Annotated in this window: 13 protein-coding genes and 2 tRNA genes; 10 read left to right on the top strand and 5 right to left on the bottom strand. The window is 71.8% G+C overall.

Annotated elements, in window-relative coordinates; translation table 11 throughout:
* Positions 1 to 142: 142 nt before the first annotated feature.
* Positions 143 to 216: transfer RNA gene (locus ACFVYA_RS40765), tRNA-Pro, on the bottom strand.
* Positions 217 to 296: 80 nt separating this feature from the next.
* Here ACFVYA_RS40765 and ACFVYA_RS40760 point away from each other — a divergent pair.
* Positions 297 to 370: transfer RNA gene (locus ACFVYA_RS40760), tRNA-Gly, on the top strand.
* A gap of 12 nt (positions 371 to 382) precedes the next feature.
* On the opposite strand, the gene ACFVYA_RS40755 is transcribed toward ACFVYA_RS40760, so the two are convergent.
* Positions 383 to 5,023 carry a HAMP domain-containing protein gene (locus ACFVYA_RS40755; protein ID WP_285985242.1) on the bottom strand — a complete coding sequence of 1,547 codons (4,641 nt, stop codon included), beginning with the start codon at positions 5,021 to 5,023 and terminating at the stop codon, positions 383 to 385.
* Between the two features lie 139 nt (positions 5,024 to 5,162).
* Between ACFVYA_RS40755 and ACFVYA_RS40750 the strand changes: the two genes are divergently transcribed.
* The 3 genes from ACFVYA_RS40750 to ACFVYA_RS40740 all read left to right on the top strand — a co-directional run bounded on the left by ACFVYA_RS40750 (position 5,163) and on the right by ACFVYA_RS40740 (position 7,638).
* Positions 5,163 to 6,716 carry a SpoIIE family protein phosphatase gene (locus ACFVYA_RS40750; RefSeq protein ID WP_387052778.1) on the top strand — a complete coding sequence of 518 codons (1,554 nt, stop codon included), beginning with the start codon at positions 5,163 to 5,165 and terminating at the stop codon, positions 6,714 to 6,716.
* A gap of 86 nt (positions 6,717 to 6,802) precedes the next feature.
* Positions 6,803 to 7,345 carry a type 1 glutamine amidotransferase domain-containing protein gene (locus ACFVYA_RS40745; RefSeq protein WP_285985240.1) on the top strand — a complete coding sequence of 181 codons (543 nt, stop codon included), beginning with the start codon at positions 6,803 to 6,805 and terminating at the stop codon, positions 7,343 to 7,345.
* A 128-nt stretch (positions 7,346 to 7,473) separates the two neighbouring features.
* Positions 7,474 to 7,638, top strand: a complete 165-nt coding sequence (locus ACFVYA_RS40740) for a hypothetical protein (protein WP_285985239.1) — start codon at positions 7,474 to 7,476, stop codon at positions 7,636 to 7,638.
* 52 nt (positions 7,639 to 7,690) lie between these two features.
* Here ACFVYA_RS40740 and ACFVYA_RS40735 read toward each other — a convergent pair whose 3' ends face one another.
* Entirely contained in the window at positions 7,691 to 8,101 is a 411-nt protein-coding gene (locus ACFVYA_RS40735) for a hypothetical protein (RefSeq protein ID WP_285985238.1), read from the bottom strand.
* Between the two features lie 156 nt (positions 8,102 to 8,257).
* Here ACFVYA_RS40735 and ACFVYA_RS40730 point away from each other — a divergent pair, with 156 nt between their 5' ends.
* The 4 genes from ACFVYA_RS40730 to ACFVYA_RS40715 all read left to right on the top strand — a co-directional run bounded on the left by ACFVYA_RS40730 (position 8,258) and on the right by ACFVYA_RS40715 (position 11,983).
* A complete protein-coding gene (locus ACFVYA_RS40730; protein ID WP_387052775.1) occupies positions 8,258 to 8,683 on the top strand; it encodes a helix-turn-helix domain-containing protein in 426 nt (141 codons plus the stop codon).
* The gene (locus ACFVYA_RS40725; protein WP_387052773.1) at positions 8,680 to 9,534 is read left to right on the top strand and encodes an alpha/beta fold hydrolase; all 855 of its coding nucleotides are present in this window, start codon (positions 8,680 to 8,682) and stop codon (positions 9,532 to 9,534) included. The genes ACFVYA_RS40730 and ACFVYA_RS40725 overlap by 4 nt, the downstream gene beginning before the upstream one ends.
* A gap of 370 nt (positions 9,535 to 9,904) precedes the next feature.
* Positions 9,905 to 11,002: a hypothetical protein gene (locus ACFVYA_RS40720; RefSeq protein ID WP_387052771.1), complete on the top strand. Its 1,098-nt coding sequence runs from the start codon at positions 9,905 to 9,907 to the stop codon at positions 11,000 to 11,002.
* Positions 11,003 to 11,143: 141 nt separating this feature from the next.
* A complete protein-coding gene (locus tag ACFVYA_RS40715; protein WP_285985234.1) occupies positions 11,144 to 11,983 on the top strand; it encodes an SAM-dependent methyltransferase in 840 nt (279 codons plus the stop codon).
* An 87-nt stretch (positions 11,984 to 12,070) separates the two neighbouring features.
* On the opposite strand, the gene ACFVYA_RS40710 is transcribed toward ACFVYA_RS40715, so the two are convergent.
* Positions 12,071 to 12,904, bottom strand: coding sequence for an aldo/keto reductase (locus ACFVYA_RS40710; RefSeq protein ID WP_387052769.1), 834 nt, complete (start codon positions 12,902 to 12,904; stop codon positions 12,071 to 12,073).
* A 23-nt stretch (positions 12,905 to 12,927) separates the two neighbouring features.
* The gene (locus ACFVYA_RS40705) at positions 12,928 to 14,112 is read right to left on the bottom strand and encodes an MFS transporter (protein WP_387052767.1); all 1,185 of its coding nucleotides are present in this window, start codon (positions 14,110 to 14,112) and stop codon (positions 12,928 to 12,930) included.
* A 126-nt stretch (positions 14,113 to 14,238) separates the two neighbouring features.
* Between ACFVYA_RS40705 and ACFVYA_RS40700 the strand changes: the two genes are divergently transcribed.
* Positions 14,239 to 14,688: a MarR family winged helix-turn-helix transcriptional regulator gene (locus tag ACFVYA_RS40700; RefSeq protein ID WP_387052765.1), complete on the top strand. Its 450-nt coding sequence runs from the start codon at positions 14,239 to 14,241 to the stop codon at positions 14,686 to 14,688.
* Positions 14,685 to 15,359, top strand: coding sequence for a ThuA domain-containing protein (locus ACFVYA_RS40695; RefSeq protein ID WP_387052763.1), 675 nt, complete (start codon positions 14,685 to 14,687; stop codon positions 15,357 to 15,359). Before ACFVYA_RS40700 ends, ACFVYA_RS40695 begins: the two co-directional genes overlap by 4 nt.
* Positions 15,360 to 15,454 lie beyond the last annotated feature (95 nt).

Raw genomic sequence — 15,454 nt, 5'->3', positions numbered from 1 at the left:
GACCTTACCCCGCCCCCGGCCCGCCCCCCGGGGCCCCCCCCCCGCCCGGGGGGGGGGGGGGGGGCCCCCCCCCCCCCGGGTAACACAACGAAGAGGAAGGGGAGGGGCAAGCGCGCCAGCGCGAGCCCACCCCTGAATCGGGTCGGGATGACAGGATTTGAACCTGCGACCCTCCGCTCCCAAAGCGGATGCGCTACCAAGCTGCGCCACATCCCGGGTCCACCCCCAGGGGGGTGTGCGATCAGCCTAGCGGGTCACGCTAAGCTAGCGACGCACCCGGGTACCTCCGGGGGCACGCGGGTGTAGCTCAATGGTAGAGCCCTAGTCTTCCAAACTAGCTACGCGGGTTCGATTCCCGTCACCCGCTCCACGAAAATCCGGCTCAACCGGCCGATGAGGCGGCGTCGCGGGTCGATGCGGCGTCCGCCTCCAACGATGCCGCGATCACGTCCAGCAGCTTGTCCGTGTCCACCGGCTTCGTGATGTAGTCGTCCGCGCCGCTGGCCAGCGTCCTCGCCCGGTCCTCCGCTGTGGCCTTGGCCGTCACCGCGATCACCGGGAGGTCCGCGTTGGCCGCCTCCGCCCTGATCGCCGCGATCGTCGCGTTGCCGTCCAGTTCCGGCATCATCACGTCCATCAGGACCAGGGCCGTGTCTTCGTTGCGCTCCAGGGCGCGGATGCCGTCGACGCCCGTCTCCGCGTAGATCACCTCCAGGCCTGCCTGCTCCAGGACCGCCGCCAGGGCGAACACGTTCCTCAGGTCGTCGTCGACGATCAGGACCTTTTCGCCGTGGAAGCGCTTCGGCGTGACGTCCGGGGCCGCCACCAGGACCGTGCTCGGGACCTGGGGGAGGCGGGGCGAGGACAGGGCCGTCAGGGCCGGGTCCACCAGGTTGGCCGCCGCCACCGGGAGGTACAGCGTGAACGTCGACCCCTTGCCCGGCTCGCTCACCACCCGGAGCTCGCCGCCCAGGAGCTCCGTCAGCTGCTGGCTGATGTTCAGCCCGAGGCCCGTGCCGCCGTACTTGCGGCTCGTCGTGCCGTCCGCCTGGCGGAACGCCTCGAAGATGACCGCCAGCTTCTCCTCCGGGATGCCGATCCCGGTGTCCTCGACCGCGAACGCGATGATGCCCGGCGCGTTCCGCAGCGCCTCCTGCTCCACCTCCGCCGGGTCCGCCGCCCGGATGTGGAGGCGGACGCCGCCCTCGTCGGTGAACTTCGCCGCGTTCGACAGGAGGTTGCGCAGGATCTGCTGGAGCCGGTGCTCGTCGGTGTGGACACTGCCGGGCACCGGCGGGTCGATGTGGACGGCGAACTCCAGGCCCTTGTCGGCGGTCAGCGGCCGGCACAGCGACTCGACGTAGTCCACCAGCTCCGGCAGCGTGATGTCGGACATCTGCATGTCCAGCCGGCCCGCCTCGACCTTGGCCAGGTCCAGGATGTCGTTGATCAGCTGCTGCAGGTCCGAGCACGCCGCGTAGATGGTCTTCGCGAACTGGATCTGCTTCTCCGTCAGGTTGCCCTCGGGGTTCTCCGACAGCAGCTTCGCCAGGATCAACGCGCTGTTCAGCGGTGTCCGCAGCTCGTGCGACATGTTCGCCATGAACTCGGTCTTGTACTGCGACGCCACCGTCAGCTGCCCGGCGCGCTCCTCGAGCTCCTGACGCGCCTGCTCGATCTCGCTGTTCTTGACCTCGATGTCGCGGTTCTGCTGGGCCAGCAGCGCGGCCTTCTCGGCCAGCTCGGTGTTGGACCGCCGCAGCTCGCCCTGCTGGGCCTGCAGCTGCTCGGACCGCGCCCGCAGCTCCTGCGCCAGCCGCTGCGACTCGGTCAGCAGCGCTTCGGTCCGGGAGTTCGACAGGATCGTGTTGACGTTGACGCCGATCGTGTGCCGCAGCTGCTCCAGCAGGTCCTGGTGGACCGTGCTGAACTCGTTCACCGAGGCCAGCTCCAGCACGCCGAGCACCTCGCCCTGGAACAGCACCGGCAGCACGATGAGGTTCACCGGCGCGGCCGAGCCCAGCCCGGACGAGATCAGCGCGTACTCCGGCGGCGCGCTGTGGACCAGCACCGTGCGCTGGTCCACGGCGGCCTGGCCGATCAGCGACTCGCTCATCGCGAACCGCAGCCCGGCGCGGGACTGCGCGAGCCCGTACGCGGCGATGCACTCGAGCACCGTGCCGTCGCGGTCGTCGTCACGGGCCAGGAAGAACGCGCCCTGCTGCGCCCGCACGAGCGGGGCCAGCTCGGACAGGATCAGCGCCGCGACCGACGCCAGGTCGCGGTGGCCCTGCATGCGGCCCGACAGCTGCGCGAGGTTCGTCTTCAGCCAGTCCTGCTCGCGGTTTGTCCTCGTCGTCTCCTTGAGGTTCGCGATCATCTGGTTGATGTTGTCCTTGAGGTCCGCGACCTCACCGGACGCGTCGACCGTGATGTGCCGGGTCAGGTCGCCCGCCGTCACCGCGGTCGCCACCTGCGCGATGGCGCGGACCTGGGTGGTCAGGTTCCCGGCCAGCTGGTTCACGCTCTCGGTGAGCCGCTGCCAGGTGCCGGACACGCCGTCGACCTCGGCCTGGCCGCCCAGCTTGCCCTCGGTGCCGACCTCGCGCGCCACGCGGGTGACCTCGGAGGCGAACGCCGAGAGCTGGTCGACCATCGTGTTCATCGTGGTCTTGAGCTCGAGGATCTCGCCGCGGGCGTCGACGTCGATCTTCTTCGTCAGGTCGCCCTTGGCGACCGCGGTGGTGACTTGCGAGATGTTGCGGACCTGGCTGGTCAGGTTGTGCGCCATGAAGTTGACGTTCTCGGTCAGGTCCTTCCAGGTCCCGGCGACGCCCGGGACCCGCGCCTGCCCGCCGAGGATGCCTTCGGTGCCGACCTCGCGGGCGACGCGGGTGACCTCGTCGGCGAACGCGCGCAGCGTCTCGACCATGCCGTTCAGCGTCTCGGCCAGGGCCGCGACCTCGCCCTGGGCCTCGATCCGGATCTTCTTCGACAGGTCGCCGTTGGCCACCGCGCTCGCCACGGTGGCGATGTTGCGCACCTGGTCGGTCAGGTTGTCGGCCATGACGTTGACGTTGTCGGTGAGGTCCTTCCACGTGCCCGCGACGCCGCGGACGCGCGCCTGGCCGCCGAGGATGCCTTCGGTGCCGACTTCGCGCGCCACCCGGGTGACTTCGTCCGCGAACGCGGACAGCTGATCCACCATCGTGTTCAGCGTCGTCTTGAGCTCGAGGATCTCGCCGCGGGCGTCGACGGTGATCTTCTGCGTCAGGTCGCCCTTCGCGACCGCGGCCGTCACCTGGGCGATGTTCCGGACCTGGTCGGTCAGGTTGTTCGCCATCGAGTTGACGTTGTCGGTGAGGTCCTTCCAGGTGCCGGCGACGCCGGGCACGGCGGCCTGGCCCCCGAGCTTGCCCTCGGTGCCGACTTCGCGCGCCACCCGGGTGACTTCGTCCGCGAACGCGGACAGCTGGTCCACCATCGTGTTCAGCGTGTTCTTGAGCTCCAGGATCTCGCCGCGGGCGTCCACCGCGATCTTCTGGGTCAGGTCGCCGCGCGCGACGGCGGTGGCGACCTGGGCGATGTTGCGCACCTGGGTGGTCAGGTTGTTCGCCATGAAGTTCACCGAGCCGGTGAGGTCGCGCCAGGTGCCGGCGACGCCGGGGACCTGGGCCTGGCCGCCCAGCTGGCCCTCGGTGCCGACTTCGCGCGCCACCCGGGTGACTTCGTCGGCGAAGGCGGACAGCTGGTCGACCATCGTGTTCATGGTCGTCTTGAGCTCGAAGAACTCGCCGCGGGCGTCGACGGTGATCTTCTGCGTCAGGTCGCCCTTCGCCACGGCGGTGGTCACGTGCGAGATGTTCCGGACCTGGTCGGTGAGGTTGTCGGCCATCTGGTTGACCGAGTCGGTGAGGCTGCGCCACGTCCCGGCCGCGCCCGGCACCTCGGCCTGGCCGCCGAGCTTGCCCTCGCTGCCGACCTCGCGCGCCACGCGGGTGACTTCGCCGGCGAACGCCGAGAGCTGGTCGACCATCGTGTTCAGCGTGTTCTTCAGCTGCAGGATCTCACCGCGGGCGTCGACGTCGATCTTCTTCGTCAGGTCGCCGGTGGCCACCGCGGTCGCCACCTGGGAGATCCCGCGGACCTGGTCGGTGAGGTTGTCGGCCATCAGGTTGACCGAGTCGGTGAGGTCGCGCCACGTCCCGGCGACGCCCGGCACCTGCGCCTGGCCGCCGAGCTTGCCGTCCGAACCGACCTCGCGGGAGACGCGGGTGACCTCGTCGGCGAACGCCGAGAGCTGGTCGACCATGGTGTTGATGGTGTTCTTGAGCTCGAGGATCTCGCCGCGGGCGTCGACGTTGATCTTCTGGGTCAGGTCGCCGCGGGCGACGGCGGTGGTGACCTGGGCGATGTTGCGGACCTGCTCGGTGAGGTTGTCGGCCATGAAGTTGACCGAGTCGGTCAGGTCGCGCCAGGTGCCCGACACGCCCGGGACGACCGCCTGGCCACCGAGACGTCCCTCACCCGCGATCTCCCGGGAGAGCCTCGTCACTTCGGCGGCGAACCGCGACAGCTGGGCGATGAGGCCGTTGACCGTCTTCGCCAGCGTGGCGTACGCGCCCTGCAGCGGGCGCCCGTCGAGGGTCAGCGTCATCGGCTGGGACAGGTCGCCGTCGGCGACCCCGCCGAGCACGCGTTCCAGCTCGATCGCCGGCCGGGTGAGGTCCTCGACCAGGCCGTTGACGGCGTCGACGGCGGTGGTCCAGCCACCGGGGCCGACCTGGCCCTCGAGCCGCTCGCTGAGCCTGCCTTCCTGCCCGACGGCCGAGCGGACCCGCAGCAGCTCGCTGACGAGCCGCTGGTTGCGCTCGGCGATGTCGTTGAACGCGACGGCGAGCTGCGCCGAGATGCCGTCGCCGTGCGGGACGAGCCGCCGGCGGAAGTTGCCGTCCCCGAGATCCCGCACCGCGACCAGCACCCGCTCCAGCGCGGCCGCTTCGCTCTGGGATTCCGTTGTCATGTGTGCCGACCCTCTCCACCACGCATGCGCCAGCCATGGTCGTCGACCCAGCGTGCCATGCTTCGCCCTACACTTCGAGCCAGCCCGCCCGCTCACGCGGTAGCCGTGCGACAGCAGTCCGGAGGCAGGAGGTCCGTGCATGGTGTCACGTCCGGCCCCGGCCTCGGCGGCCCTGCCGCCGATGACCGGTGACGGCGGGCCGCCGGGCTTCGACGCCTTCACGCGGGCGGCCCTCGAAGACGTCCGCGACGCGGTGTTCCTGCAGGATGCCGCGGGTGCGGTGCGCTGGGCGAACCCGGCGGCGCGGGCCCTGACCGGCGACGTCGAGCCGCACCTGCAGGCGATCGCCGAGAGTTCCGGGCACGTCGAGGTGGCCGGCCGCCGGCGCGCGGCCCGCATCCGCGCCCTCCCCGGCGGCTGGCACGCCTGGACCGTCCTCGCGGACGACGTCCCGCAGCGGCACGTGGGCGACTTCCTGGCCGAGGCCGCCCCCCGGCTGGCCGCCGCCCGCGGGCGGCACGGCACCGCCCGGGTGATCGCCGAGCTGGCCGCGTCCGCACTGGCCGACACCGTCTTCGTGCTGCTGCCGACCACCCGCGGCCGGTGGGAGTGGTGGAGCTGCGAGCGTCCGGCCGCGCAGGGCCACGGCCGGATCCGGCGGGTGCCGGCCCAGGCCGCGCCGGTGCTGGCGGCGACGTTCGGGGCCACCGGGAAGCCGCGGCAGGCCCCGGTGCCGGCGCCCGAGGTCGCCACGCTGCCGTCGGTCGTCGCCGACCGGTTCGCCGGGCACACCGACGTCTCGGTCGTCTCGCTGGGGCCGAGCGCGAGCGCCGGGGTCACCGGCGCCCTGCTGCTGGGCCGCCGCGGCGATGCCGAGTTCGGCACCGGACAGTCCCGCGCGGTGGCCGAGTTCGCCGTGGCGGCCGGGACGGCGCTGGCCAACGCCCAGCGCTACGCCCGGCAGGAGGAGGCGACCCGCGGCCTGGAGACGACCCTGCGCCCGGTCGACCCGCCCGAGCTCGACGGTGCCCGGTTCGAGACCTGGTACGAGCCGGCGGGCGGGGTCCTCACCGTCGGCGGCGACTTCTTCGACGTCCTGCCCCACGACGACGGCAGCGCGTTCCTGGTGCTCGGCGACGTCTGCGGCAAGGGTCCCGAGGCCGCGGCGCTGACCGGCCGGGTCCGGCACGCCCTGACCGCGCTGGCCATGGTCGAACGCGACGGCCGCACGCTGCTGCGGCTGCTCAACGAGCTGCTCATCGCCGGGGGCAGCAGCCGGTTCGCCACCCTCGTGCTCGGCACGGCCCGGCCGTCCGACGGCGGTGTCGGCTTGACGCTGGCTTCCGGTGGCCACCCGGCGCCGCTGATCGTCCGCCGGTCGGGCGTCGTCGAGGAGGTCACGGTCCCGGGCACGCTGGTCGGCATCTCGCCGCAGGCCCGGTTCGCCGAGGCCGAGGTCCGCCTGGAGCGCGGCGACGTCTGCCTGCTCTACACCGACGGCATCACCGAGGCCCGCAACCGCCACGACCAGACGGAACTCTTCGGAGACGACCGGTTGCGCGCCGTGCTCACCGCGGCGGTGGGCGAGCCGGCCCGCGAGGTCGTGCGGCAGCTGCGGCAGGCCGTCCGCGACTGGCTCGGCAGCTCGGCACATGACGATATCGCGGTGCTCGCCATCGAATGTGCGGACTGATTACACCGTCCTTTGTGGACTTTGTTTGACGCCGGGAAGAGGGGGTAATTACCCCGGTGCACTCAGTTTTCCGACGGAGGAGCCCCATGGCGAACGCATTGCAAGGACGCCGGGTCGCGATCCTGGCCGCGGACGGCGTCGAACAGGTCGAGCTGGAAAAGCCGCGTCAGGCCGTCCTCGACGAGGGCGCGACGGTCGAGCTGGTGTCCCTGGACACCGGCGAAATCCAGGCGATGAACGGTGACATCGACAAGGGCGACCGGTTCCCGGTGGACCGGAAGGTCGCCGATGTCGAGATCGGCGACTTCGACGCGCTGCTGCTGCCCGGCGGCACGATGAACCCCGACAACCTGCGCACGGACCCCGCCGCGGTCAAGTTCGTCGGCGACTTCGTGCGCGCCGGCAAGCCGGTCGGGGTGATCTGCCACGGTCCGTGGACGCTCGTCGAAGCGGATGTCGTGCGCGGCCGCACGCTGACGTCGTACCCGAGCATCCGGACCGACATCCGTAACGCCGGTGGCACGGTCGTCGACGAAGAGGTTGTAGTGGACAACGGACTGGTTTCCAGCCGGAACCCGGACGACCTGCCGGCCTTTTGCCGGACGGTGGTGCGGGAGTTCGCGAGCTGATTTCCAGTCCTTTGTGGATTGTCACCCGATCGTGTGTTAAGTCCCGCTTAAATCTGTTGGCGTTCGGTGCCACGGCAGAGGACGCTGAGGGTGTGACCGGGACCGCCTGTGGAGAGGAGGTGGACGCGATGACTGTGCACGCAAGGCGCTACGGCCGCTGGTGCCGTGAACACTTCGACGCGATCGCCGCCGAGGGCGTTCCCGCACCCCGCGGCGGCGAGCCCGCCGACCAGGCCCTGCCGCAGCCCGAGCCGGAGCCCGTTCAACCGGGCGCCGAACAGCCGCGGCGCTGATGACCACGAAGAAGGCCTCCCCGATTGCGTCGGGGAGGCCTTCTTGCGTGCGTCAGCGGTAGCTGCGCCGGTACCAGACGCGCCGCGGACCGGGCGCGCCGATGCGCGTGATGACGTCGGTCAGGATGGCGCCGATGATGAGCCAGAGAACGGCGGCGAGGCCGTCGTTGAGGAACGTCCGCAGCCCCTCCGAGTCCGGCGTGAAGAGGTTTCGCAGGCCGAGCGACACGCCCGCCGACCACTCCGAGATGAGGTGGGCGAAGCCGTTCGCCGAGTTCGCCCCGCCCAGCACCAGCACGATGTGCACGGCCAGGACCAGCGCGAACACCGCGCAGACGAGGTGGATGAGGGCGTTGATCGTGCGCACGGCGCGGATGCGCGGGTGGGTGCGCTCCACGATCTCTTCGGTGGGTGCGGGCTCGTACGGCGTTCCGTACGGCTCCGGGGGCGGGGGATACGGCATCGTCGGCGCCGTCCTTTCGACTGTCCGATGTGGACGTATCTGGGTGAACAGGAACAACACTCGGAGATACCCGTCACCCGCCTGAGCGAACCGCTTACTCCGCAAACTTCCCTACCGTGAGCGTGATAGGGTAGTTTGCGGAACGCAAGGAGGCTCATGGCGCAGGATGTCTTCTCCGTCGAACAGGTCGCCGCGAAGCTCGGCCTGCACGTCCGGACGGTCCGGAACTACGTGCGGGACGGGCGGCTGAAGGCGGTCCGGATCGGCAAGCAGTACCGGATCACGGCCGCGGACCTGGCGGCCTTCACCGGGCTGCCGGTGGCCGAGCGCGCCGCGGCGCCGACCGCGGAGCTGTCGGGGGTCGCCGAGATCGCCGGTGTCGACCGGGCGGCGGCCGACCGGATCGCGACCATGGTCGTGGCCTCGGTGAACGGGCCGCGCGACAGCGGCGAGCGGCCCCTGCGCGTCGAAACCGTCTACGACGGCGAGCGCGCCACGATGAAGATCATCGTGCTCGGCGACCTGGCCGCGGGAGCGGACCTGCTGCGCTGGGTCGCCTCGGTCACCGAGAACCTGACGTGAGCGCGATCTACCGGTCGGCGGCGGGGGCGGCCGCGGTCCGCGAACGCTACGACACGCTCCTCGACCGCTGGCCGGTGCCTGCCGAGCGGCGCACGCTGGCCACCCGGCTGGGTGACACTTTCGCCATGGTGTCCGGCCCGGTGGGCGCGCCGCCGGTCGTCGCGCTCCAGGGTTCCGGCGGCACCGCGGCGCACTGGCTCCCGGACATCACCACCCTCGCCGGGCGGCTGCGGGTGTACGCGGTCGACGCGCCCGGCGAACCGGGCCGGACCGTCGAGGCGCGGCCCCCGCTCGGATCGCCGGCCTACGCCGAATGGCTGGACGACGTCCTCGACGAGCTCGAACTGCCGCGCGCGGCTTTCCTCGGCGCCTCACTGGGCGGCTGGTGGGCACTGGACTACACGCTCCGCCGGCCCGGGCGGGCCGGTGCGCTGGCGCTGGTCAACCCGGCCGGAATCGGCCGGCGCCGGACGGCGCCGCTGCTCAAGTTCGCCGCGTACGGCCTCCTCGGCGACTGGGGCCGCCGCCGATCCCTGGCCATGGTCGCCAAGGGCAGCCCCGCCGACCCCGGCCGGCGCGCGATCGGCGAGTTCACCCTCGCGACGTTCGAGCACTTCAAGCCGCGCCTGGAGGCCATCCCGGTGTTCCCGGTCGAGCGCCTGCGGGAGTTGGCACCGCCGGTGCAGGCCCACTTCGGAGCCCGCGACGTCCTCCTCGACCAGCGGAACGCGGCGGCGAAACTGCGGTCGGCACGCCCGGACGCCGACGTCCGGTTGACCGAAGACGCCGGGCACTTCCTGCCCGGTTGGGCCACCGCCGCGGCGGAGTTCCTGGCCATGAAGCATTCGTGACCGACAAGCATGGCGGTCTGGGGGAAGGGCGGCCGGTTCGTGGGCGGCTCGGCGCCCGGCCGGCTGTGCGGTGCGATTGGCGTGCGGGCGGGGATCCGCGCCCCGCACTGGTTCGTGGGTCTGAGACGGGCAACCCGCGCCCCGCTGGGCGCCCGGCTGGCCGCGCCGCGCTGAGCCGAGCGGCGCACCTGTCCGCGGGCGGCCAACCCCCTCCCCGCATTCCGAGTCAGCCGGGCGGGAAGCGGATCGGAGCAAGGCCGTCTGGTTCGTGGCGCAGGCTCGGCGCCCGGCCGGCCGCACGGTGCTGAGCCGGGCGGCGCAACTGTCCCTCCGATGGCAACCCGCGCCCGGGCCGGGGCGTCAGGTGATCATGAGACTTCCCCGGCGCTGTGCGCTGCTGGTGTCCGTCCTCGCCCTCCTGGCCGCGTTCGCCTCGCCCGCGAGCGCCGGAACCGTGGTCCCGTCCGGGTTCCGGCCCGCGTCGACGAGCTGGACCGACCCGGACACCGGATACGTCCTCGGGTACTGGCCGTGCGCGAAGTCGTGGTGCCCGGCGCTGCTGGGCACCACCGACGCCGGGCGGCACTGGCGGCGGCTGGGCGCCCCTCCGGTCCCGCTGCCGGACAACCACAACCACGTCGCACTCCGGGTCTTCGGCGATCGCGTCGCCTACGTGAGTGACGGCGTCCACGTGCGCACCACCCGCGACGGCGGCGAGACCTGGCAGCCGGTCACCCTGGCCGGGGCGCGGGAGCCCTACTACCTCTCGAAGATCGCCGAAACCGGCGGCCGCGTCTTCGCCGTGCTGACCACCTACGGCGAGGGGCAAGGCTCGACCCGGCTGTACTCGGGGGCCGCCGGCTCGCCGGTACTGGCCCCGGTGCCCGGGTTCGCGGTCACCGGCGGCCTCACCTACGGCGATCTGGCCGTCGGCGGCGGCCTGCAGGTCGCGCTCGGCGCGGACTACGGCACCGAGCAGTACTGGACCTCCGGTGACGGCGCCCGGTTGACCCCGGCGGAGCCGCCGTGCCCGGAAGGAGAGGTCGCCTCGCTCGCCGGCGCCCGCGAACCGCAGGTCGTGGCGCTGTGCAGCAGCAGCCCCGGCTCGCCGCAGCCGGGCTCGACCGAGCGGCAGCTGCGGCACGCGCCGCAGCTCGGCGCGCGGTTCAGCGGGGACGACGCGGTGCCGTTCGCCGGCATCAACCAGGGCTTCGCCGCGGCCTCGCCGACGTCCGCGACGGTCGCGGCCGTGGGCGGTGGCGTCGGGTTCCTGCACAGCACGGCCGACGGCGGCCGCACGTGGACGACGACCGAGCTGCCCGACCGCGGCTTCGCGCTGACCGATCTCGACTTCCCCGGCCGCGGCACCGGCGTCGTCGTCGACGGCCAGCCGGACGCCTACGGCGGTTCCGCCGTGTACCGGACCACGGACGGGGGAAAGACCTGGGGCGAACTCCGTTTCGGGTAGTTGTCCCTGGCAGGCAGGGCCCTTGTGCCCGGTTCACTTGCTGCACCCCATGTCGTAATCTGAGCACTGTCCGTTGCCGGACAAAGGTGAGCGAACCCGGGCAGGGGTGTCGTCACCACGCGCAGAGTGGGAGAACAGCCGATGACGCCTGGCGACCTGCGGTCCGGAACCGAGGGCGGTGCGGCTGCCCTCGATTTCAGCAAGGCGAGCCTGGCCCGGTTGTCCGACGCGCTCCTCGGCGGGCACGACCACTACGAGGTGGATCGCGAAGCGATGCGGCGGCTGCTGGCCATCGCACCGGGCGCCAGGGTGATGGCGAAGGAACACCGCGACTGGCTGGTGCGCGCGGTCCGGTTCCTGGCCGGCAAACGCGGTATCGACCAGTTCCTCGACCTGGGCTCCGGCATGCCGACCGCGGAAAACACCCACGAGGTGGCGCAGCGGTACAACCCGGACGCGCAGGTGGTGTACGTCGACAACGACCCGGTCGTGCAGGTGCACGGCCGGGCGCTGCTCGAAGAGAACTACCTGACCCACGTGACCGGCGCCGACCTGACGCGGCCGGCCGAAACCCTCGCCGACGAGGTCGTCAAGGAATACCTCGACTTTTCGCGGCCGGTGGCGCTGATCCTCACCTCGATCGTGCACCACATCGACGACTACGACCGCGCGAGGGCGATCGTCGCGGAGTACGTCGACGCACTCGCGCCCGGCTCGTTCCTGCTGCTCACGCACAACTTCGACCCGGAAGAGGACTCCCCGCGCCAGGAGCTGGCGCGGCTGCTGGAGACCAGTTTCCAGGGCACCGGCCTCGGCAGCGTGCACCGCACGCGCGAGCAGATCGCGGGGTTCTTCGAGGGCACCGAACTGCTCCGGCCCGGGCTGGTCTACCTGCACGAATGGTGGCCGGACGGCCCGCGCCTGCACCCGCTGGGCGAGCTGAACTTCCTGACGCTGGGCGGGGTCGCCCGCAAGCAATGAGTCCCGCCCCAAGCGCCCCGATGTGGCCTTCGGTGCGTCGAGTGCACCCGAGGCCACCTCGGGGCGCTAGGGCGTGCGGTGATCGGGTCAGGCGGCGTTGAAGGTGTCCGGGTCCGGGCCGGTCCGCTCGCCGCGGTCCAGCGGGGTCAGCGACTCCATCTCCTCCTCCGTGAGGGTGAACCCGAACAGGTCGAAGTTCTCCTCGATCCGGGACGGCGTGACCGACTTCGGGATCACGACGTTGTCCAGCTGCAGGTGCCAGCGCAGCACGATCTGCGCGGGCGTGCGGCCGTGCTTCACCGCGAGTTCCGCGATCACCGGGTCGCCGAGCAGGCTGCCCCCCTTGGCGAGCGGGCTCCACGCCTCGGTCGCGATGCCGTTCTTGGCGTCGAACTCGCGGAGCTCGCGCTGCTGCAGGTACGGGTGCAGCTCCACCTGGTTGACCGCGGGGGCGACGTCGGCGGCGTCGAGCAGGCGCTCGAGGTGCGCGGGCTGGAAGTTGGAGACGCCGATCGCGCGGACCCGGCCGTCGGCGTGCAGCTTCTCGAACGCCTTCCAGGTGTCGAGGAACTTGTCGCGCGCCGGGGTCGGCCAGTGGATCAGGTAGAGGTCCAGCTGCTCGAGGCCGAGCTTGGTCATGCTCTCGTCGAACGCCTTGAGCGTCGAGTCGTAGCCCTGGGCCGAGTTCCACAGCTTCGTGGTGACGAACAGCTCGTCGCGGGCGATGCCGGACTCGGAGATCGCCTGGCCGACCCCCTTTTCGTTGCCGTAGACGGCGGCGGTGTCGATGCTGCGGTAGCCCGCTTCGAGGGCGGCCTTCACGGCGGTGGCGGTCTCGTCGTCCGGGACCTGGAACACGCCGTAGCCGAGTTGCGGCATCCGCACGCCGTTGTTGAGTTCGATGACGGGCACGCTGGTCACTAGGGGTCCTTTCGGTGGGTGGTTCATCGGGCGAGTACCCGTTCTCCGGCTTCGAAACTAGCCGGGGTCCTGCGGTCGAGCAGTCCGGAGACGACCGCCACGGCGAGGCCCGCCGCGGCGAGGACGGCGCCGATCCAGTTGGGGGCGGTGTAGCCGAGGCCGGCGTCGATGGCCTGGCCACCGAGCCACGCGCCACCGGCGTTGCCGAGGTTGAACGCGGCGATGTTCGCCGCCGACGCGAGCGCCGGCGCGCCTTCGGCCTTGGCCATCACGCGGGCCTGCAGCGGCGGCACGGTGGCGAACCCGGCCGCGCCGAACAGCGCGATGGTGATCGCCGCGGGCACCTTCGCGTGCGCGGTGAACACGAACGCCACCAGCACCAGCGCCAGGGCGGTGAGGATGACGTAGAGGCTGGGCATCAGCCTGCGGTCCGCCGCCTTGCCGCCGAGCAGGTTGCCGGCGAACAGGCCGGCGCCGAAGAGCACGAGCAGCCAGGTGACGGCGCCGCCGGAGAAGCCCGCGACCTCGGTCATCATCGGGGCGATGTAGGTGAAGGACGCGAACACCCCGGCGAAGCCGAGCGCGGTCATCACCAGCGCCAGCCACACCTGCGGGCGGCGGAACACGGCGAGCTCGCCGCGCAGGCCGGCGCCGGGGTCCGCTTCCTGGCGCGGCACGAGCATGACGACACCGACGGCGCCGGCCACGCCGAGCGCGCTGACCACCCAGAACGTCGAGCGCCAGCCGAAGGCCTGGCCGAGCGCGGTGCCGGCGGGCACGCCGAGCACGTTGGCCACGGTCAGCCCGGTGAACATGAGCGCGATCGCGCTCGCCTGCTTGGCCGGCGCGACCAGCGACGCGGCGACGACCGAGCCGACGCCGAAGAAGGCACCGTGGCTCAGCGCGGCGACGACCCGGCCGGTCATCAGCAGGCCGTAACCCGGGGCCAGCGCCGAGAGCACGTTGCCCGCGATGAACAGGCCCATCAGGGCGACCAGCACGGTCTTGCGCGGCACCCGCGAGGCCAGCGCGGTGAGCAGGGGAGCGCCGACGACGACGCCGAGCGCGTAGCCGGAGATGAGCAGGCCTGCGGACGGGATCGAGACGCCGAAATCGACCGCGACCTCGGGCAGCAGGCCCATGATCACGAACTCGGTGGTGCCGATCCCGAAAGCGCTGATCGCCAGGGCGAGCAGGGCGGCGGGCATGGACTTCCTTCTTTCCGGGGTAGACTGAGAGCGTTGGCAACTACAAGCGTCTGAAATAGTTGCAGACGCCGCATATCAACCCTGCGGCTTGCCGGGTGGTTCGCGCAAGCCGGGAAGAGGTGAACCGTGTCACTGGACGACGACGCCGTCGAAGCGCGCGCACAGGGCTGGCGGACGCTGGCCGCGCTCCACGCGCGGATCGAAGACGGGCTGCAGCGCGCCCTCGAGCGCGACCACGAGCTGTCGGTGAGCGAGTACACGGTCTTGGACGTCCTGGCCCGTCAGGACGGCTTCCACCTCCGGATGAACCAGCTGGCGAACGCGGTGGTCCTCAGCCAGTCCGCGACGACGCGGCTGGTGGCGCGGCTGGAGAGCCGGGGGCTGCTGGCCCGCTACCTGTGCGCGGACGACCGCCGGGGGATCTACACGGAGGTGACGCCGGCGGGTCGGGCGTTGCTCGCGGCGGCGCGTCCGACGCACGACACGGCGCTGGCGGAGGCGTTGACGGAAGCGGAGACCCGGCCGGAGCTCGCTCCGCTGGTCGCGGCGCTCGGCGCGCTCCATTCCCTCGGGTGAAGGAGGTGCCACGGGTGCGGGTGCTGGTGTTCTCCAAGACGGCCGGGTACCGGCACGACTCGATCCCGGCGGGGATCCGCGCGATCCGGGAACTGGGTTCGGCGCACGGGTTCGACGTCACGGCGACCGAAGACGCGGCGGAGCTGCCGGCTTCCTGCGACGCGGTGGTGTTCCTGTCGACCAGCGGTGAAGTCCTGGACGCGGTGCGGAAGGCGGCGTTCGAGTCCTATGTGGAGGGTGGCGGCGGGTACGTCGGCATCCACGCGGCAGCCGACACGGAGCACGGCTGGCCGTGGTACGGACAGCTGGTGGGTGCCCGGTTCCGGACCCACCCGGCGATCCAGCAGGCCCGCTTCGTGACCGAAGACGGCACGCACCCGGCGACCGCCCACCTGCCGCCGGTGTGGACCCGGACCGACGAGCTGTACGACTTCCGCGCCAACCCGCGTGGCCGCGTGCGCGTGCTGCAGTCGCTGGACGAGGCCAGCTACCTCGGTGGCGGAATGGGGGCGGACCACCCCATCACGTGGTGCCACCCGCAGGGCCGCGGCCGGGCGTTCTACACCGGCCTCGGCCACACGACCGAGTCGTACGCGGACCCGGCGTTCCGGGCGCTCCTCCTGGGCGCGATCCGCTACGCCGCGGGAGTGCTCCCCACGGACGGCGGCTGAGGTCCGGACCGAGCGGTGGGGGGCCCCCCCCCGGGGGCGCCCACCCCCCCCGGCCGAGCCCCCCGCGCCCCGGTGCCCAGGGGCGCGGGGTGAGG

Origin of the sequence: Amycolatopsis sp. NPDC058278 (assembly GCF_042881395.1) — a bacterium.
In the GTDB taxonomy this organism is placed as follows: domain Bacteria; phylum Actinomycetota; class Actinomycetes; order Mycobacteriales; family Pseudonocardiaceae; genus Amycolatopsis.
This window is presented reverse-complemented; position numbering and strand designations above follow the sequence as displayed.

Bases quoted from the DNA above. Each gene is read 5' to 3' on its own strand.
- ACFVYA_RS40755 (WP_285985242.1), bottom strand. From the start codon at position 5,023: ATGACAACGGAATCCCAGAGCGAAGCGGCCGCGCTGGAGCGGGTGCTG.
- ACFVYA_RS40750 (WP_387052778.1), top strand. From the start codon at position 5,163: ATGGTGTCACGTCCGGCCCCGGCCTCGGCGGCCCTGCCGCCGATGACC.
- ACFVYA_RS40745 (WP_285985240.1), top strand. From the start codon at position 6,803: ATGGCGAACGCATTGCAAGGACGCCGGGTCGCGATCCTGGCCGCGGAC.
- ACFVYA_RS40740 (WP_285985239.1), top strand. From the start codon at position 7,474: ATGACTGTGCACGCAAGGCGCTACGGCCGCTGGTGCCGTGAACACTTC.
- ACFVYA_RS40735 (WP_285985238.1), bottom strand. From the start codon at position 8,101: ATGCCGTATCCCCCGCCCCCGGAGCCGTACGGAACGCCGTACGAGCCC.
- ACFVYA_RS40730 (WP_387052775.1), top strand. From the start codon at position 8,258: ATGGCGCAGGATGTCTTCTCCGTCGAACAGGTCGCCGCGAAGCTCGGC.
- ACFVYA_RS40720 (WP_387052771.1), top strand. From the start codon at position 9,905: ATGAGACTTCCCCGGCGCTGTGCGCTGCTGGTGTCCGTCCTCGCCCTC.
- ACFVYA_RS40715 (WP_285985234.1), top strand. From the start codon at position 11,144: ATGACGCCTGGCGACCTGCGGTCCGGAACCGAGGGCGGTGCGGCTGCC.
- ACFVYA_RS40705 (WP_387052767.1), bottom strand. From the start codon at position 14,112: ATGCCCGCCGCCCTGCTCGCCCTGGCGATCAGCGCTTTCGGGATCGGC.